The sequence below is a fragment of the Butyricicoccus sp. AF18-9LB genome, from assembly GCF_027684505.1.
Taxonomy (GTDB): domain Bacteria; phylum Bacillota; class Clostridia; order Oscillospirales; family Butyricicoccaceae; genus Agathobaculum; species Agathobaculum butyriciproducens.
The window spans coordinates 41,078-59,232 of the sequence record NZ_JAQCWA010000001.1; the positions used below are offsets into that span (position 1 = coordinate 41,078).

General features: G+C 58.8%; 16 protein-coding genes. All 16 read right to left on the reverse strand.

Features of this window, described 5'->3' with window-relative positions; translation table 11 throughout:
- Window positions 1–363: 363 nt before the first annotated feature.
- The gene (locus PGY33_RS00220) at window positions 364–1,674 is read right to left on the reverse strand and encodes an MATE family efflux transporter (RefSeq protein WP_243022923.1); all 1,311 of its coding nucleotides are present in this window, start codon (window positions 1,672–1,674) and stop codon (window positions 364–366) included.
- A 153-nt stretch (window positions 1,675–1,827) separates the two neighbouring features.
- Window positions 1,828–2,451 (reverse strand): TetR/AcrR family transcriptional regulator, encoded by a 624-nt coding sequence (locus PGY33_RS00225; RefSeq protein WP_158575169.1) that lies wholly within the window; start codon window positions 2,449–2,451, stop codon window positions 1,828–1,830.
- 395 nt (window positions 2,452–2,846) lie between these two features.
- On the reverse strand, window positions 2,847–4,067 hold the full coding sequence (locus tag PGY33_RS00230) for a CapA family protein (RefSeq protein ID WP_158575167.1): 1,221 nt from the start codon (window positions 4,065–4,067) through the stop codon (window positions 2,847–2,849).
- A gap of 2 nt (window positions 4,068–4,069) precedes the next feature.
- Window positions 4,070–4,555: a pyridoxamine 5'-phosphate oxidase family protein gene (locus tag PGY33_RS00235; RefSeq protein WP_118480440.1), complete on the reverse strand. Its 486-nt coding sequence runs from the start codon at window positions 4,553–4,555 to the stop codon at window positions 4,070–4,072.
- Between the two features lie 114 nt (window positions 4,556–4,669).
- Window positions 4,670–4,993 (reverse strand): phosphoribosyl-ATP diphosphatase, encoded by a 324-nt coding sequence (hisE, locus tag PGY33_RS00240; RefSeq protein ID WP_118285349.1) that lies wholly within the window; start codon window positions 4,991–4,993, stop codon window positions 4,670–4,672.
- Window positions 4,994–5,008: 15 nt separating this feature from the next.
- Window positions 5,009–5,341 (reverse strand): phosphoribosyl-AMP cyclohydrolase, encoded by a 333-nt coding sequence (hisI, locus tag PGY33_RS00245; RefSeq protein ID WP_118646253.1) that lies wholly within the window; start codon window positions 5,339–5,341, stop codon window positions 5,009–5,011.
- Window positions 5,342–5,414: 73 nt separating this feature from the next.
- Window positions 5,415–6,179, reverse strand: a complete 765-nt coding sequence (gene hisF, locus PGY33_RS00250) for an imidazole glycerol phosphate synthase subunit HisF (protein WP_270476850.1) — start codon at window positions 6,177–6,179, stop codon at window positions 5,415–5,417.
- A 48-nt stretch (window positions 6,180–6,227) separates the two neighbouring features.
- On the reverse strand, window positions 6,228–6,941 hold the full coding sequence (gene hisA / locus PGY33_RS00255) for a 1-(5-phosphoribosyl)-5-[(5-phosphoribosylamino)methylideneamino]imidazole-4-carboxamide isomerase (protein WP_270476852.1): 714 nt from the start codon (window positions 6,939–6,941) through the stop codon (window positions 6,228–6,230).
- A complete protein-coding gene (gene hisH, locus PGY33_RS00260) occupies window positions 6,938–7,555 on the reverse strand; it encodes an imidazole glycerol phosphate synthase subunit HisH (RefSeq protein ID WP_270476854.1) in 618 nt (205 codons plus the stop codon). Before hisH ends, hisA begins: the two co-directional genes overlap by 4 nt.
- Before the next feature lie 78 nt (window positions 7,556–7,633).
- Window positions 7,634–8,209, reverse strand: coding sequence for an imidazoleglycerol-phosphate dehydratase HisB (hisB, locus tag PGY33_RS00265; RefSeq protein ID WP_270476856.1), 576 nt, complete (start codon window positions 8,207–8,209; stop codon window positions 7,634–7,636).
- A complete protein-coding gene (gene hisD / locus PGY33_RS00270) occupies window positions 8,196–9,497 on the reverse strand; it encodes a histidinol dehydrogenase (protein WP_118480432.1) in 1,302 nt (433 codons plus the stop codon). Before hisD ends, hisB begins: the two co-directional genes overlap by 14 nt.
- Before the next feature lie 108 nt (window positions 9,498–9,605).
- A complete protein-coding gene (gene hisZ, locus PGY33_RS14430) occupies window positions 9,606–11,240 on the reverse strand; it encodes an ATP phosphoribosyltransferase regulatory subunit (protein ID WP_118480430.1) in 1,635 nt (544 codons plus the stop codon).
- 85 nt (window positions 11,241–11,325) lie between these two features.
- Window positions 11,326–12,306, reverse strand: a complete 981-nt coding sequence (locus PGY33_RS00285) for a DUF3658 domain-containing protein (protein WP_118480428.1) — start codon at window positions 12,304–12,306, stop codon at window positions 11,326–11,328.
- Entirely contained in the window at window positions 12,293–12,634 is a 342-nt protein-coding gene (locus PGY33_RS00290; protein WP_118285354.1) for a DUF6054 family protein, read from the reverse strand. The genes PGY33_RS00285 and PGY33_RS00290 overlap by 14 nt, the downstream gene beginning before the upstream one ends.
- Window positions 12,635–12,649: 15 nt before the next feature.
- Complete coding sequence (locus tag PGY33_RS00295; RefSeq protein ID WP_270476857.1) at window positions 12,650–17,023, reverse strand: PolC-type DNA polymerase III; 4,374 nt, start codon at window positions 17,021–17,023, stop codon at window positions 12,650–12,652.
- 2 nt (window positions 17,024–17,025) lie between these two features.
- Window positions 17,026–18,081 (reverse strand): flavodoxin-dependent (E)-4-hydroxy-3-methylbut-2-enyl-diphosphate synthase, encoded by a 1,056-nt coding sequence (gene ispG / locus PGY33_RS00300; RefSeq protein ID WP_270476858.1) that lies wholly within the window; start codon window positions 18,079–18,081, stop codon window positions 17,026–17,028.
- Window positions 18,082–18,155: the final 74 nt, after the last annotated feature.

Consider the following 18,155-nt stretch of genomic DNA (forward strand, 5'->3'; position numbering starts at 1 on the left):
GGGGTTTTCTATTCCGTTTTTCGGTGGCTTAAGCCGGGGCTGATGTTGCCTTACTTCTGCTCATCCAGCCACTTGCAAATGTAGTGTGCAATTACATTTGCCATAATGGAGCAGATTAACGATACGGTGAAGTTCACTTGGCGCACCTCCTTCCCGTTGCCGGGAATAAGTAGGGCAACACCAGTATTATACCATACAGATGAAATCCTGTTAAGCGAAAGACGTGCAATGCACGTCTTTTTCGCTGTTTTATGGCACATTATACAGTTTTACAGATTGATTATTGTTAAAAAAGGGCGGACACATTGGTCCGCCCCTACAGTAATCTGCACCTTCGAGGAAAACTCCTGCCTCGCACAATTACTAATTCTCAATAATGTACTTCCGCGCCCAGACAAGTGCGGCGACCGCCGTGACCAGCTCCACCATCGGGAACGTCAGCCAGACGCCATCGACGCCGAGCACCCACGCGAGCGGGAACAGGATCGGCGGCACAGCAATCACGCCGCGCAGCAGCGAAATGGCAAAGCCCTGCACGGTCTTATCCGACGCGCTGAAAAATGCTGCCGTGACCATGTTCACGCCCGCGAACAGGAAACCTGTGAAGTAGATCCGCAGGCCGCTCTCCGCGTAGGCGGCAAGCTGCGGGTCATGCTCACTGTTGAACACCGCCGTCAGCGGCTCCGCGCCGAGGAAAACCGACACGCACAGCACGGCTGCAATCCCGAGCGCGGTGCAGATGCCCCAACGGAACAGCCGCCGCATCTGTTCCCTGTCACCGAGACCCGAGCTGCGGCTGACCAGCGGCTGTATGCCGGTGCACAGTCCGGTAAAGACAGCGATTCCCACCAGAGCAAGATTGGCCACCACGCCGTAAGCCGCCACGCCGGTATTGCCGCTGAGGCGCAGCAGCACCAGATTGAACAGCAGCAGCACCACGCCGGAGGCGATTTCACCGATGAGCGAGGACAGACCGGGCGCGCACAGGCTCGGCACACGGCTGACACGCAGCGGCGTTTTGACAAGATGGAATCCGCGGGACGGCCTCCGCAGGTGCGTCAGCAGCACCAGAATGCTGACAAACGGCGAAAAGCCGGTCGCAAGCGCCGCACCGAACATGCCCAGTCCGCACGGGAAAATGAAAATGTAATCGAACACGATGTTGAACAGGCTGCCCGCGATCATGCCGCACATGGCAACGGTCGGCGCACCGTCATTGCGCGTAAACGCCAGCAGCACGTTGTTCATCACAAAGAACGGCCCGAAGCACCACAGCATGCGCAGGTAGGTTGTCGTCATGCCGAGTGTCTGCGCGTCCGCGCCGAGCAGCAGCGCGATCGGCTGCGCAAAGCACAGTCCGCCGAGCAGGAACAGCACGCCGAGCAGCAGCCCGAGTGCCGCCGCGTGCGTGAATACGCTGTCCGCCTGTCTCTGATCGTTCTGCGCCCGCGCGATCATGTACTGCGTTGCCGCGCCCACGCCGAGCATCAGGCCGATGCCGTTCATCAGGTTGTACGCCGGTATGGCGATGTTGAGCGCCGCCAATCCGAGCGAGCCCGTGCCCTGTGCGACAAAAAATGTATCCGCGAGAATGTAGCACGAAATGCCGATCATCCCCAGGATGTTCATCGCGGCATAGTGCCCGAATTCGCGCAAAGCTCCCTGTTTGTGCAATTCCTTCTCCCCCTCAAAGTTTTTATATAAAAAGTGATCGACCCTTCCCGGAATACACCGAAAAGGGCCGATCTGCAATGCTATCGACGGAAAACATTGCTTATTTACGAAGCAGTTATAATATACCATCTTCCCATAGAAATGTCAAGTGGCTTATTCGGTCGGAAAAGCACTTTTTGGGTCGGATGCTGCGAAACAGTCCAGTCCGTGCCACATCAACCCCATCAAAAGCGATACGACCTGCTCGGTCGGCGTGTCCTGCGCTCTGGTCGCCCAGGTGGACAGCATGGATACCATGCCCGAAATGATATACGAAAACACAAGCAGCTTCCGCTGCTCGCTCATTTCCAGCATCATGTGCATATCCCAGCCGTCGAGGAAGGCTTCATACGTCATGGTCTGCAGCTTGCGTACAAAATACGGGTCTCCCTGCTCGCTGCACAGCACCTGAATCACCTTCATTATGCGCGGATTGTTCCGGATCTGCTCCAGAAAGTCGATAAAGAATCCCTTGATCTCCTGCAGATCGCGGCACTCCCGTTCGTGCATCGGCGCATGCTCGTGCATGTGCTCGATGATCTCGTCCTCGGTCGTGCGAAGGATGTCGGTCACGTCCTTGAAATGCAGGTAGAAGGTCGAGCGGTTGATGTCCGCTCTCGCGCAGATATCCTTGACCGTGATAGAGACCAGCGGCTTCTCCAGAATCAGGTCAATCAGGGCTTCACGCAGCGCAGACCGTGTAAAGCGTACTCTGCGGTTGTTTTTGGCTTCGGGCATGAGCATTTTCCTCCTTGGTGCTCAGCAGGACGGTTTTCTGTGGATGGTACTTATTTTATCAGCGTTGTGTCCGCAAGTCAACACCGTGTCGAAAATCAAATGTTACCAAAGTGTTAAAAAACCAGCAGGGAAACCTGCTGGTTTCAGTCTGTCGATAAAGTCAATCTATCGTTTTTATTTTTCGTGCGGCAGCACGCATAAAATAGAATTTGCACAGCAAATTCATAATTCCCGGGGGCGTGTACCTCGGGAATTATACAAGGGACGAAAAATTGTGCCCGTAGGGCGCGGCTTTTCGTCAAGATTCGATTGAAAGCGTGGTTTCAATCGAGAGGCTGCTCGAAAAACGGAGTTTTTCGACAGCCTCAAACCAGCAGGGAAACCTGCTGGTTTTCTTAGGCTGCAAGCGAAAGCACCTCATCCGTGCCGAAGATACGGTGCAGATCGGAACGTCCCTGCTTCATTCGGTCATATACCGACCGGTTTACAACCGACGTATCCCCCTGCTCAAAATCCTGCATGGATTTCCGAATATCCAGCAGGCGGTAGCGTCCCTCGTTGGAGTCGCTTGCGTGCAGCATGAACATCGGCGCGTACTCCGCGCCGGAAACCGTCACCTGTCCGGTCTCGCCGCTTTTGGTGAGTGTCAGCGTGACAGCCGCCGTCAGGTTGGTGTACGGGTCAAACTGATTAGAGATCAGGTTGCCGAGACAGTAGCACAGATAGCCGGTGCGTCCGTCCGGCAGCGTCCGCAGCTCCATCGGCTGCGGCACATGCGCGTGCCCGCCGAGCACCAGTGTCGCACCGTGCGCAAACAGGTAGTCTGCCAGCTGCTCCTGCTGCTCGGACGGCTCGGTGTGGTACTCGTTTCCCCAGTGTACATACACGGCGATCGCATCCGCACCGGACTGCCCCGCCTTATCCAGATCCGACTGGATGAGGTCGTAATCCACCGCACTGCAGTCGGTCATGTAGTCGCTCGTGTAGACGCTGACGCAGTACGGGTGCTCGCTGTCCACCGGCAGACCGTTTGTGCTGAACGTGTACGCCAGCATGGCCAGTTTGATGCCGCCCACGTCGATGATCTTCACCGCATCGCGCTCCTGCTGTGTGCGGTAAGTGCCGACGTGCTCCAGACCGGCGGCGTCCAGCACATCCAGTGTGCGAACAAGACCGCTGTACCAAGTATCCATGCTGTGGTTGCTCGCCGTGGAGAGCAGGTTAAACCCGACCGTTTTCAGGCCGTAGGCCAGCGCATCCGGTGCGCAGAACTGCGGATAGCCCGAATACGGCGGACCGTTGAACGTGGTCTCCAGACAGGCCGTTGTGTAATCCGCAGCCTCGTAATACGGTCTTGCGTCCGCAAATAGGTGCGTAAAATCATACGCTTCGCCGTTCCACGCATCCGCGACAAGCGGCATGTGCGCCACAATATCGCCCGCCACGCACAGGGTCGCTGTGGTGTCCGGCTGCACCTCCGGCTCCTGCCGAACGGTCTCCTCCGGCTCCTGCAGGCGCGGTGCATCCTCCGGCAGATTGCGCCAGATCAGCACGCCCGCTCCCGCCAGCAGCACCACCAGCACGCCTGCCAGAATTTTGGTACCGATGTGCTTCATGCTCATCTCTTCGGCGCCTTGCGCGAGGCCTCAAACGACTCCGCGCGCACGCGCATCACCTCGGTGACGGACAGAGCCGCGTCCGTGTACGTCCAGCCGCCCTTGCCGGTCTGGTGCTGCATGATAACGTCAAAGCCCTGCCGTTTCTCCTCATTGTCCTCCGCGAACTCGACCTTGCCGTACCCCACGATGGACGAGAATGCATAGCTGTACCGGCAGGCCAAGTCGCCCTCGCCGGTCAGACCCTCCTCGCAGTCCAGCTCAAAGCAGATACGCGGGTCGGCCCTCAGCGAATCAATCTTCTTGCCCTTCACGCCGCCGTGAAAGTAGAGCGTCAGCCCGTCCTCATCCCAGGTGTAGCCAAAGTTCATCGGAATGACGTACGGCCAGCCGTCCGTGCCGGTCATGGCGACGCGGCAGACCTTGCAGGCCTGCAGGATCGGCTCGATGTTCTCTCGGCCGGTGATTTCTCTGTCTTTTCTGCGCATATTGCTCACCTCAAGTTCATCATACCATATTCCTTCCGACAAAACAATAAGACCTGTGCATTTTTGGCACAGGTCCTATATTATCTCGAAACTGCAGTCTTGCAGCAGTCTAAATCAGGTGTTGTGGTCGGAAACGTGGAATTTCTTCAGGTTGCCGATCTTCTGGGCGCGGATGTCCATTTCCTTGCAGACATCCTCCATGGTCACGCCGCACTCGTTCATCATTACCATCATGTGGTAGAATACGTCGTTGATCTCACCGACCAGCTCGGTCTTGTCGCCGTTCTTGGCTGCAATGATGGTCTCGGCGCACTCCTCACCGACCTTCTTGAGAATCTTGTCAATGCCCTTCTCAAACAGATAGCAGGTGTACGAGCCTTCCTGCGGCTCGGCGCGGCGCTGCGCGATAACGGCTTCCATTTGCTCAAACGAATTCATAATACTGCTCTCCTTTTACTTTTCTTCCGGCTTCTCCCACAGCGTGGTGAAAAAGCAGGTACGGTGTCCGGTGTGGCAGACCGGACCCTTGGGCGTGCCGACATAGATGAGCGTGTCATCGTCGCAGTCGGACAGAATCCTGCTGACAAAGATAAAATTGCCCGAAGTCTCGCCCTTGTTCCACAGCTTCTGGCGCGAGCGCGAGAAAAACCACGCCGTGCCGGTGTCCATCGTCAGCTGCAGGGCCTCCTCGTTCGCGTAGCCGAGCATCAGGACTTCGCCGTTTCGCTCATCCTGGCACACGACAGGAACCAGAGGTGCCTTTACAAAAAATTTGCTTAAATCCAAAATATTCACTTCCCTATTAAGGTAATGATTCATGTTTACCGTAGGGTGCGCCGACTACGGTATAGCCTGTGCTTTATTTTCTAACCGGAATACCCTTCTCTTTCAGGTGTTTTTTGACCTCACCGACCGTGAGCTCCCGATAATGAAACAGGCTGGCCGCCAGTGCAGCATCGCAGCCGGTTTTCTCGAACACCTCGGAGAAATGCTCGAGCGAGCCGCAGCCGCCGGACGCGATGACCGGAATGCCGACCACGTCCACGACCGCCTTGGTCAGCTTTAGGTCAAAGCCGGACTTGGTGCCGTCCTTGTCCATCGAGGTCAGCAGGATCTCGCCTGCGCCGCGCTCGTAAACCTCTTTCGCCCACGCAACCGCGTCCTTGCCGGTCGGGGTGCGGCCGCCTGCAACGTAAACCTCAAAGCCGGACGGCATTTCGGCGTTCGCACGCGCGTCGATCGCAACCACAACGCACTGGCTGCCGTACTTCTCCGCAGCGGCGTTCACCAGATCGGGATTCTTGACCGCCGAGGAATTGATGGAAATTTTATCTGCACCGGCGCGTAAAATCTCGCGGAAATCGTCCACGGTGCGGATGCCGCCGCCAACCGTGACCGGCACGAATACCTCACGGCAGGTGCGGCGCACAACGTCGGCAATGGTGTCGCGGTTGTCGCTCGTGGCGGTGATGTCGAGAAACACGATCTCGTCCGCGCCCTCCTGCGAGTAGAACTTTGCCAGCTCGACCGGGTCGCCTGCGTCGCGCAGCCCGACAAAGTTCACGCCCTTTACCACGCGCCCGTCCTTTACGTCCAGACAGGGGATGATGCGTTTTGCTAACAAGTTTTTCACTCCGTTCAAATCGAAGGTTCAATCGTAACCGTAGGGCGGTTACTTGGCCTGTTCGATGGCCTTTGCCAAATCGAGGGTGCCGGTATACACCGCCTTGCCCGCGATAGCGCCGTCGATGCCGAGCTTTTTCAGTCCTGCGATGTCCTCAAGGGTGGAAACGCCGCCCGAGGCGATGATCTCGCACGAAACCGAGGCGCGCAGCGCGGCCAGCTGGTCGAAGTTCGGGCCTGCCAGCATACCGTCCTTATCGATGTCGGTGAAGATGATGTGCTTCACGCCCATCGCCTCCATGCGCTCCGCGAACGCGATGTAATTCTCGCCGCTGTCATCCAGCCAGCCGTCCGTGCGGACGGTTTCGCTCTTGGCATCGATGCCGACCACGATCCTGTCGCCGTACTTCTTCACGGCCTCGGCCACGAACTCCGGATGACGCACCGCCGCCGAGCCGATAATGACACGCGAAACGCCCAGTGCAAGCACGGTTTCAACGTCCTGCATAGAGCGGATGCCGCCGCCGAGCTCGACCGTCGCGCCGGTTTCGCGGATGACCTGCTCTACCACGCCGTAATTCGCGTGCGAGCCGTCCTTGGCTGCGTCAAGGTCTACCATGTGGACAAGTGTCGCACCCGCCTCGAGAAACCGCTTCGCGGTTTCAACTGCGTTCTCTGCCACTTTATGTGCAGTGCCGTAGTCGCCCTTTTGCAGGCGCACGCACTGTCCGTCTTTCAAATCGATCGCCGGGATAACTCTCATTTTCCCACCTCCGTCAGTTTTGCAAAGTTTTGGAGCATCCGAAGTCCCACTTCACCGCTCTTTTCCGGATGAAACTGGCACCCGAACAGGCTGCCTCGTGCCACCATCGCCGGCACGCGCGTGCCGTAATCCGTCACGGCGGCAAGGTCGTTCTCATCCGCCGGATGCGCCATGAAGCTGTGCACAAAATACACATAACTGCCGTTTTCCAGTCCCTCGGTCATGGCGTTCGGGCGCAGGATGTCCAGCGCGTTCCAGCCGATCTGCGGCAGCTTGAGCTCGGTTTCGATGCGCTCGATGCGGCCCGGGAGCAATCCCAGACCCTTGCACGGGCGCACCTCGTCCGACTCCTCGAACAGCATCTGCATACCGAGGCAGATGCCGAGGAACGGTTTCCCTTTTGCAGCTTTCAGCACGACCTCCGTCAAACCGGAGTGCTCGAGCGCCGCCATCGCATCCGGAAATGCGCCTACACCGGGCAGGATCACGCCCGCGGCGTTCTCGATCACGTCCGCCGAAGCCGCGATTTTATTTTCATAACCCAGGTAATCAAGCGTGTTGTGTACGCTCATCAGATTGCCTGCGCCATAATCTACGATTGCAATATAACTCATGTTGTACCTCTCGGAATCTGTTCCGCAGGGCGGGATGACCTCATCCTGCCGTAACGGTTGGCGCCATGTTTTTGAAATTTAGAGAACACCCTTCGCGCTCAGAACACCGCCGCCCGTCACGGTAACGGCCTGCTTGAGCGCGCGTGCAAGCGCCTTGAACAGCGCCTCTGTGATATGGTGCGCGTTCTCGCCGTACTCGCACTTGAGGTGCAGCGTCAGTCCGGCGTGTACCGCCAGCGCACGCATGAACTCGACCGTCAGGCAGGTGTCGTACTGACCGCACATCGGCTGCGGCATGGGTGCGTCGAACACGAGGTACGGGCGGCCGGAGATATCCAGCGCACAGAAGCCGAGCGCCTCATCCATCGGCACGAACGCCTGTCCGAAACGCGCGATACCCGCCTTGTCACCGACGCACTGTGCCAGTGCCTGACCGAGCGCGATGCCGCAGTCCTCGACCGAATGGTGACCGTCCACCTCCAGATCGCCCTTGCAGGTCAGTTCCAGACCGAAGCCGGAATGCACGGCAAAGCTGTTCAGCATATGGTCGAAAAAGCCGATGCCGGTGTCGATCTTGCGTTCGCCGCCCTCGAGCGTCAGCTTGAGCGAAATGTCGGTTTCCTTGGTCTTTCGTTTGATTTCAGCGGTTCTCATCGTTGTTTTCCTCCGCAAAGCGCACCGCGATGGAGTTTGCGTGCGCGTCCAGATGCTCGCTCTGCGCGAGCGCGATAATATCCTGTGCATAGCTTTCGAGCGCGTCCCGCGTGTACTCGATAACGCTGGTTTTCTTCAAAAACGTGTCCGTGGACAGCGGCGAGAAGAATCTTGCCGTGCCCGAGGTCGGCAGAACGTGACACGGGCCTGCCATATAGTCACCAAGCGGCTCGGGCGCATACTGACCGAGGAAGATCGCGCCTGCGTTGTGCAGGTACGGCAGCAGCTCACGCGGAGCGGCGGTTACGACCTCCAGATGCTCGGGTGCAACCACATCAGCCATCCTGCAGGCGTCTTTCAGGTCGTCAAACACGATGGCGCAGCCGTAGTTCGCCACACTCTCCTTGATGATGTCCCACCGCGGGAGGAGCTTTGCCTGCCGCTCCATCTCGCAGGAAATCGCCTGCGCCTGCGCCATGGAATCGGTCAGCAGGACGGCGGAAGCCAGCTTGTCGTGCTCGGCCTGACTGAGCAGGTCGGCGGCAACGTAGGTCGGGTTGGCGGTGTGATCGGCAATGACCAGCACCTCGGACGGACCGGCGATCATGTCGATATCGACCGTGCCGAACGCCAGCTTCTTGGCTGCCGCAACAAAGGCGTTGCCCGGGCCGACGATCTTGTCCACCTGTGGGATAAAGCCTGCGCCGTAGGTCAGCGCGGCAATCGCCTGCGTGCCGCCGATGGCAATAACGGTATCTACACCGGCGATCTTCGCCGCCGCAAGCACTTCGTTGGACATGTTTTCGGTCGGCGGCGTGACCATAATCAGCTCACCGACACCGGCAACCTTGGCCGGAATGGCGTTCATCAGCACGCTCGACGGATACGCTGCCGTGCCGCCCGGCACATAAATGCCGACGCGCGAAAGCCCGCGCACGGTCTGACCGAGCGTTTCGCCCCCCGAGCGGTTCCACTCCCACGTTTTGACGAGCATCTGCTCGTGGTAGTCGCGGATGTTCGTCGCCGCCTTTTCCAGCGCCGCGATCAGCTTCGGGTCGCAGGCGTTGTACGCATCGTCCAGCACCTTCGGCTCGACAATGTACGGCGCCTTGCCGTCAAACCGCTCGGCGTACTCCACGACCGCATCCCAGCCGCGCTGCTGTACGTCCGCCATCACACCGCGGACAATCTGCTCAATATCGCCGCGCGCACCAGCCGCACGGGCTTTCATTTCGCGGATGACCTGCTGCTCTGCCTGTCCGTCCGCGAGGACTGTTTTCATAAACATTGTGGTATTCCCCTTTTGTGTCAACCGTTTTCGTCCACCGGCATTGGTATCAATATTCCGCAGGGCACCCCGCCCTATGGATATGATTTATGTTATATAGGTATTGGCTTACCTCTCCAGGCCACTTTCCAGTTCTGCAATAACCTTCTGAATCGCTGCCTTCTTCATCTTCGCGCTGGCGAGATTGACGATAACTCTTGCCGAGATGGGCGCTACATTCTCAACGACCTCGAGGCCGTTCTCCTTGAGCGTCGTGCCGGTCTCCACGATATCCACAATGCCGTCCGCCAGCTCGAGCAGCGGCGCCAGCTCGACCGATCCTTCGATCTTGATAGTCTCAACGTCCATATTCTTCTTATTGAAAAAGGCCTTGGTGACCGCCGGATACTTGGTAGCGATCACCGGGGTCTTATAGCCGCCGTACACGTCCTTGCCCTTCTTGGTGGCGAGGGCGAAGCGGCATTTGCCGAAGCCGAGGTCTACCATTTCATAGAAACTGCCGCCCTTTTCCATGATGGTATCCTTGCCGACCACGCCCATGTCGCACACGCCGTGCTCAACGTAGGTGATTACGTCCGCGGCCTTGGAAAGCACGATCTCCACGCCGCTGTCCGGCAGGGTGAAGATGAGCTTGCGCGTTCCGGCCTCCAGCTCGGAGATATCGTAGCCTGCGGCCTTGAGCAGCGCGAGCGTTTTCTTCTCCAGACGGCCCTTGGTCAGTGCGATACGCACGGTATCCCGGCGGGTTGCGACCTCAGGACGGCTCTGTCCTGCAAGGCTGTCCGCGACGCTCTCCACGTCAATGCCGAAGCCGCCCGCGGGCATATCCTTGCCGAACTTGGCGCACAGCGCGTTGTAACGGCCGCCTGCGAGAATCGCCGCGCCCGCACCGCCGATGTAGCCGCGGAACATGATGCCGGTGTAGTAATCCATCTCGTGGACAAGGCCGAGGTCGATCATGATGCGGTCGCCGTAGCCTGCCTCATCCAGTGCCTGATACAGCCGGCGCAGATAAGCGGTCGCGCCGAGCACGCGCACGTTGCCGGTGAGCGACTCGACCTCGTCGAGCACCTCGATGCCGCCGAACAGATTCGGCATAGCGCTGAGCGCCTTTGCGGCGGGCTTGCCCTTAAACGGCTCAAGTGCGTCACCGAGCGCGGCAAACGACTTGTTCTCGATCAGGCGGCGGATGCCCTCGGCGGACTGTGCATCCGCGCCAAGCTCATCCATCAGCGCCTTGTAGATCTCAGCGTGACCAAGCTCTACGCGGAAGTTGTCCGCACCGGTCTTGCTGAGTGCGGCAAACGCAGCCGTGAGAATGTCCTTGTCGGCCTCCAGACCGTCCGCGCCGATAAATTCCGCGCCGACCTGCAGGAACTCGCCCTTGTGGCCGTGGTCGCCGGACACCGAGCGAAACACCTTCTGGCTGTAATACAGCCGGACCGGCAGCGCTGCGTCATCCAGTCGGGTGGCCGCGATACGCGCGATCGGCGTGGTGTTATCCGGACGCGCCACGCAAATGCGGCCGGACTTGTCGATGATCTTCAGCATCTGATCCTGATCCAGCTCGGGGTTTGCCTGCGCAAATACATCAAAATACTCAACCGCCGGGGTGATGATCTCGCTGTAGCCGCGCTCCTCCAGCGCGTCGCGCACAGCATTTTCCGTCTGCCGCAGCGCACGGCACGAGGAAAATAACAGATCTCGGGTACCCTCCGGGGTGGAAATACGAAAACGGTTCATGGCTCCGCTGCTCCTTTATCGCTTTATCATGATGAAATGATACCATATCAAACCAAGGTCTGTCAAGTCCTTATTTCGCATCCGCTCAGCAGGTGCGCTTGACGCTGACGCCCCAATACGGTGCGCCGCCAGCCTCCTGCGGCTCGGTGCGCACGAGCGCGACCCGTCCTGCATCTGCCAGCGCGCGCAGACGGCGGTAGATCAGCAGGTCACCGACGCGGCTGCACATTTCAGCATCGATCTTTGCCATTGCGCTGCCGATGGCGATGGCCGCTGTTTTTTCTGTCTTGCTGACGCAGGAAAGGATGATCTCGTCGTAGAAATCCTCACCGACCGAGCGCACCTCCCCATTCACGACCGCGCGGAGCATCGCGTCCTCACGCACAAGCTGCGCCCACTGTTCGGCGGCGCGCTGGCGTTCCTCATCGGTGAGCCGCCGCCGCTTTTCCCAGAAATACGGCGCGGCACGATACTCCATCTCGCCGACAAGGCCGTAGCGCACCGTGCCGCCCGCGCGGGTCTCCTGACGCGCCAGCTTTTTGCGTTTTCGCAGATACCACCACGTCAGCGGATGGCGGAACAGCCGCCAATACCACGGTATCTTATCATCCATCATGACGGCGATGGCAGTCGCGCCGCCGATCGTGCCCTCTGGCTCGCGCAGTTCGATGAGCGGCATCTCGCTCACCTCGACCAGCCAGATCGGAACGTCCCTTCCCTGCAAGTGGTTGATAAGGGACAGCATCATGCACCGCTCTGCGGGGCAGTCCTGCGCCGTCCATAGCACGATTTCATCCGCGGTATCGAGCGCAGTCGCCGCCCGCTCGTTCTCGCGCACGAAGGCATCGGACGTGTCCGCATCAAAATCCGCATAGCGTACCCGAAGCATCTGCTCACGCGCCGCCGGATCGTTCCAGTTTTGCAGTGTGCCTTCGCTGAGATCGTCCTGCGGGCCGAAAACCTCGGCTTTTGGGAACACAGAGGGATAGCATATCTGCGCTTCCCGCAGAAGGGCGTGCGCGCTGTCTCCCCAGCAGAACCAGCACGAATGTTTACCGTCTTGCATAGTTCTCCACGATCGGCACCAGCTTTTCCAGAAAGCTCTCCTCGCCGAGGGTATTGAGCTTGAAGAACACGGCCTGACTGCCGCCCGAAGTGATGGCGGAGAGAAACAGATCGCGGTCGTTGCCGACCAGAGTGACATTCATGCTGACGCGGTTGCCGCCCATGTAGCTGTAACGCTCGAACACACGCACCGCGCAGCGGACCGTGCCGTTTGTCCAATCCGAGCCGTTCTCGTAGGACGCAGACATGCTGCCGTTCAGCACGCCGTCCGTTACAAGCTCCAGCAGCTCGTCAAAATTTCCCGTCAGATGCTTTTCGTACTTTGCCATAATCGTCACACCTTTCTAAAAGAGGGTCATCTGCGTTGTTTTCGGCATGGAGCCAAGCGCGCCGATCTGCTCGAGCAGCTCGACGACCGCCTTGGACGCCTTCGGGCACCGGACGATCAGCTCTTCCGCCGAGAGGAACTTACCATTCTTTCTCTCCTCCACGATGCTGAGCGCCGCCTGCTCACCGATGCCCGGCATGGATGTAAACGGCGGAATCAAACCGGTTTCCGTCACGAGAAAGCGCGTTGCGTCCGATTTATAAACGTCCATCGGCTCGAACGTAAATCCGCGCCGGTAAAACTCGTGGCAGACCTCAAGGGTCGTCATCATGTCCTTTTCCGCCGCTGAAATCGTCTTATCGCGCTCCTTGCCGCGCAGTTCGGTCATCTTGTCCAGACAGACCTTGTCGCCCTTGATCATGCAGGACGCATCAAAGCCCTTGGCACGGATGGAAAAGTACGCCGAATAGAACGCAAGCGGACGATGCACCTTGAACCACGCGATACGGAACGCCATCATAACGTAGGCAACGGCGTGCGCCTTCGGGAACATATACTTGATCTTCTTGCACGAGTCGATGTACCACTCGGGCACATGCTGCTCGTTCATGGCGGCTTCCATTTCCTCGGTCAGTCCCTTGCCCTTTCGGACGGACTCCATCGTCTTGAACGACAGCTTGGGCTTGACGCCCTGCAGGATCAGGTAGTTCATAATATCGTCTCGGCAGCAGATACAGCCGGACAGCGGAATGCCCTTGCGGACCAGCTCTGCGGCATTGCCGAGCCAAACGTCCGTGCCGTGCGACAGGCCGGAAATCGAAACCAGCTCCGCGAACGTGGATGGGTGCGTCTCCTTTACCATGCCGCGCACGAACTTGGTGCCGAACTCGGGCACGGCCACACAGCCGAGGTCACCGAGGATCGGATCGGTATCCGGGTTTTCGCCCTTGTACTTAAGCGCCTTGCACGAATGGAACAGGCTCATGGTCTCCGGGTCGTCGAGCGGAATCTCCTGCGCGTTCACGCCGGTGAGGTTCTCCAGATGCTTGATAATGGTCGGGTCATCGTGTCCCAGCTCGTCCAGCTTGAGCAGGTTCGCGTCAATGGAGTGATACTCGAAATGGGTGGTGATGATATCGGAATCCGGGTCATCTGCCGGATGCTGAATCGGACAGACGTCGTAAATCTCAATCTCCTTGGGCACAACGACAACGCCGCCCGGGTGCTGACCCGAGGTGCGGCGCACGCCCGTGCAGCCCGCCGCAAGGCGGTTTTCCTCCGCACGGGAGCACTCAACACCGCGCTCCTCCATGTACTTTTTGACATAACCGAACGCGGTTTTCTCGGCAACCGTGCCGATGGTGCCCGCTCGGAACACATGGTCATGACCGAAGATCTCGCCGGTGTACCAGTGGATGCGCGACTGATACTCGCCCGCAAAGTTCAGGTCGATATCCGGCACCTTGTCGCCCTCAAAGCCGAGGAAGGTCTCGAACGGAATGTTAAAGCCCTGTTTGGTGAGCGGCTTACCGCATTTCGGGCAGATCTTATCGGGCAGATCGACACCGCAGGAGTAATCCTCGTGCCACTCGAGATATTTGTCGTCCGGGCACAGATAGTGCGGGGCGAGCGAATTTACCTCGGTGATATCCGACATGAACGCCGCGAGCGACGAGCCGACCGAACCACGCGAGCCGACCAGATAGCCGTCCGCGAGCGACTTGGTAACCAGCTTCTGCGCGATAATGTACATAACCGCATAGCCGTTGCCGATGATGGAGCCAAGCTCACGGTCAAGCCGTGCCTGCACCGGCTCGGGCAGCGGATCGCCGTAGATACGCTTGGCCTTTTCGTAGCACATGTTGCGCAGGTCGTCCTCACAGCCGTCGATGTGCGGCGGGTAGTTTTCCCTCGGCACCGGACGAATCACGTCACACATGTCGGCGATCATGTTGGTGTTCTTCACGACCACCTCATACGCCCGGTCCTCCCCGAGATAGGAGAACTCCTTCAGCATTTCATCCGTGCTCTTAAAGTACAGCGGCGCCTGATTGTCCGCATCGGAGAAGCCCTGACCCGCCATCAGAATACGGCGGAACGCCTCATCCTCGGGTTCGAGGAAGTGTACGTCACCGGTGGCGCAGCACGGTTTTCCCAATTCATCCGCCAGGCGGAGAATATCGCGGTTCCAGTCGCGCAGCTGCTCCTCGTCCTTCGCCATACCCTTTGCGATCATGAAGTTGTTATTGCCGATCGGCTGAATCTCCAGATAGTCGTAAAACGACGCCAGCCGCTTGATCTCCTCCCACGGCTCGCCCTTGGTCAGCGCGCGGAACACCTCGCCCGCCTCACACGCCGAGCCGAAAATCAGTCCCTCACGGTGACGGATGAGTTCGCTGCGCGGCATAATGGGGCGCTTGTTGTAATATTCCAGAAAGCTCTTGGAAATCAGCTGATACAGGTTGCGCAGTCCCGCCTGGTTCTTCACCAGAATGATAAAGTGATAGCGCGGCAGGTTTTTCAGCTTGTTCTTGCGGTCGGTCGTCGCCGCCAGCACCGGATTGATATCCGCAGTCGTAACCGCGTGCATCTCCTCCCTGAGCCTTTTCAGCAGCTTGACGTAAATGCGGCCGAGCACGGCGGCATCCTCGCTCGCGCGGTGGTGCTCAAACGGGCCGACCTGCAGCTCCTTCGCCAGAATGTTCAGCTTGAACTTGTGCATGTGCGGCAGCATCAGGCGGCTCATCTCGAGGGTATCAATGCTTGTAAACTCCCGCTCGATGCCCAGTCTCTGGCAGGCCGTCCGCAGGAAGCCCATATCGAAGCCTGCGTTGTGCGCCACAAGCGGGTACTGTCCCTCGCCTGCCCATGCGAGGAATTCCGGCACGGCTTTGTCGAGGTCGGGCGCGTCCGCTACCGTCTCGTCCGAAATGCCGGTCAGCTCGGTGATTTCCGCCGGAATCGGCTTGTGCGGGTTGACATAGGTCTGGAAGGAATCACGAATCTCGCCCTCCACAACGCGCACAGCAGCAATCTCGGTAATTTCCTCGCTCGCCGGATTGAGTCCGGTGGTCTCAAGGTCGAACACGATGAACGTGCCGTCGAGCGGCTCGGCGCTCCTGCCGCGCACGACCGAAATACTGTTCTCGTCGTTGATGTAGTACGCCTCGATGCCATAAATAATCTTCATGTCACCGATGGTGTCCTTCTGCTTGCCCTCCTGCGCGTGCAGTGCTTCGGGGAACGCCTGCGCCACACCGTGGTCGGTAATCGCCATCGCGCGGTGTCCCCACTTGGCGGCGCGGCACAGCAGAGATGCGGTGCTGCTCATGCCGTCCATTGCGCTCATGTTGGTGTGCAGATGCAGCTCCACGCGCTTCATGCCCTCGTAGGTGTCCTTTCGCTCCGGCTTTTTCGCCTTGACGATGCCGGTCGGCTCGAGCACCATCTCCTTGGCAAAGGTGTCATACACCATCTTGCCCTGCACGGTGCAGTACAGACCCTTCTTGATTTTAGATGCCGTATCGCCCGCCTTGTCCGCCGCAAGGAACTTGGAAACGCGCACGGAATTGGTGCGGTCGGTTATGTCAAACGCAATCTTGACGTAATCCTTGCCGGTTTTCTTGCTGTGGATGTCCTTGTTGTCGGTGAAGAACACCTCGCCCTGAATCGTCACCATATCATAGGCGGCAATCGCCTCGTTGACCGAAACAATGGGGTCCTGAATCAGCTTGCCGAAGATGAGGTCGTCCTCGCGCACCTTCTCGGCGCGCGGACGCTGATAGCCGGTGTGCTGCTGCGGCGCCGGACGCGGCTTTTTCGGCTTGGGCGTTTCCGCTGCGGCTGCCGCTGCTTGCTCCACAGCCTTGTGCAGAATTTCCTCGCGGCTCTCCTCCTGCTCGGGTGCGGGTGCAAAATCCTGTGCATCCGCGCGGACCGCGTGCACCGGACAGCTTCTCCCCAGCTCCCGCTGAATACGCGCCTCCAGATGCCGCAGTGCGTTTGCGAAATGCTTTTCGCTCACCTCGTCCATCGGGATCTGGAGCGCACCGTCCGCAAATTCCCACTTGGTGTGGTCGAGCAGACCCTTGGCCGACGGCATGCGGTACGCCATGTCGTCATACAGCGACTTGATGTACGCGTTCGACAACTCACCCGGCATGTTGTAGCGCGGCTCGATCATCACGCGGTCAAGACCGTAGGTGTCCGCGATCTGCTTTTCCGCCTTGGCAATCACCTTGCGGCTGACAACCTCGTGCAGTCCAAGCTCAACCACCATCACCGTGTTATTATCCCCAAATGCCAGAGAACGCACCTCGCCTGCGGCAAGGTGCTTCTCCTCATTTACACATTTGCAGTTTTGAAAAATATCAATCAGCTTTCCAGCCACGATTATTCTCCTTCATAATGTGCGATTTCGTCCATCAGTGCATCCACAAGCTGCTCCTGCGGCACCTTTTTGATGATCTCGCCGCGGCGGAAGATCAGGCCGACGCCGTCGCCGCCCGCAATGCCAAGATCGGCTTCACGCGCTTCGCCCGGACCGTTTACCACGCAGCCCATAACAGCTACCTTCAGCTTCTTGCCGCGAATGCTCTGGCAGCGCTGCTCGACCTCTTTTGCAATGTCGATGAGGTTGATGCGCGTGCGGCCGCAGGTCGGGCAGGAAACCACGTTGATGCCCTCTTCCGCTCTGCCGACAGCCTTGAGAATCGCCTTTGCCGCGTAGACCTCCTTGACCGGATCATCGGTCAGGCTCACACGAATGGTGTCGCCCACGCCGAGCGCCAGCAGACCGCCGATGCCGGCCGCCGACTTGATCGTGCCCATGTACTCAGTGCCCGCCTCGGTCACGCCGAGATGCAGCGGATAGTCGGTCTTTTCACTCGCCAGCAGGTACGCCTGCATGGTGTTCGGCACCGAGGACGACTTGATGGAAATGCAGATGTCGTCAAAATCGCAGTCGTTCAGCAGACCGACATGGTACAGCGCACTTTCCACCATTGCCTCGGGTGTCGGGCCGCCGAATTTCTCCAGAATGTGCTTCTCCACCGAGCCGGAGTTTACGCCGATGCGGATTGGCAGATGGCGTTCCTTTGCCGCCTTCACAACTGCCTGTACGCGGTCCGCGCCGCCGATGTTGCCCGGATTCAGGCGAATCTTGTCCACGCCGGACTCGATCGCCGCCAGCGCGAGACGGTAGTCAAAATGAATGTCCGCAACCACCGGCAGCGGCGAGCCGGCGCAGATTTCGCGCAGCGCCTCCGCCGCCTGCATATCCGGCACGGCACAGCGAACAATGTCGCAGCCCGCGTCCGCCAGTGCGCGAATCTGCGCCAGAGTAGCCTGCGCGTCGCGCGTGTCCGTGTTAGTCATGGACTGCACCGCAATGGGAGCGCCGCCGCCAACCAATACGTCCCTTATCTTGATTTGCTTTGTTATTTTCATAGCTCTAACCTCTCACAAATGGAAAATGGAGAATGGAGAATTGTGGTATCGCGCTTTACGCCGCACATTCATTT

Coding starts and splice junctions, on each gene's coding strand:
- PGY33_RS00225 (WP_158575169.1), bottom strand. CDS start 2,451: ATGCCCGAAGCCAAAAACAACCGCAGAGTACGCTTTACACGGTCTGCG.
- PGY33_RS00230 (WP_158575167.1), bottom strand. CDS start 4,067: ATGAAGCACATCGGTACCAAAATTCTGGCAGGCGTGCTGGTGGTGCTG.
- PGY33_RS00235 (WP_118480440.1), bottom strand. CDS start 4,555: ATGCGCAGAAAAGACAGAGAAATCACCGGCCGAGAGAACATCGAGCCG.
- hisE (WP_118285349.1), bottom strand. CDS start 4,993: ATGAATTCGTTTGAGCAAATGGAAGCCGTTATCGCGCAGCGCCGCGCC.
- hisA (WP_270476852.1), bottom strand. CDS start 6,941: ATGAGAGTTATCCCGGCGATCGATTTGAAAGACGGACAGTGCGTGCGC.
- hisH (WP_270476854.1), bottom strand. CDS start 7,555: ATGAGTTATATTGCAATCGTAGATTATGGCGCAGGCAATCTGATGAGC.
- hisB (WP_270476856.1), bottom strand. CDS start 8,209: ATGAGAACCGCTGAAATCAAACGAAAGACCAAGGAAACCGACATTTCG.
- hisD (WP_118480432.1), bottom strand. CDS start 9,497: ATGTTTATGAAAACAGTCCTCGCGGACGGACAGGCAGAGCAGCAGGTC.
- hisZ (WP_118480430.1), bottom strand. CDS start 11,240: ATGAACCGTTTTCGTATTTCCACCCCGGAGGGTACCCGAGATCTGTTA.
- PGY33_RS00285 (WP_118480428.1), bottom strand. CDS start 12,306: ATGCAAGACGGTAAACATTCGTGCTGGTTCTGCTGGGGAGACAGCGCG.
- PGY33_RS00290 (WP_118285354.1), bottom strand. CDS start 12,634: ATGGCAAAGTACGAAAAGCATCTGACGGGAAATTTTGACGAGCTGCTG.
- ispG (WP_270476858.1), bottom strand. CDS start 18,081: ATGAAAATAACAAAGCAAATCAAGATAAGGGACGTATTGGTTGGCGGC.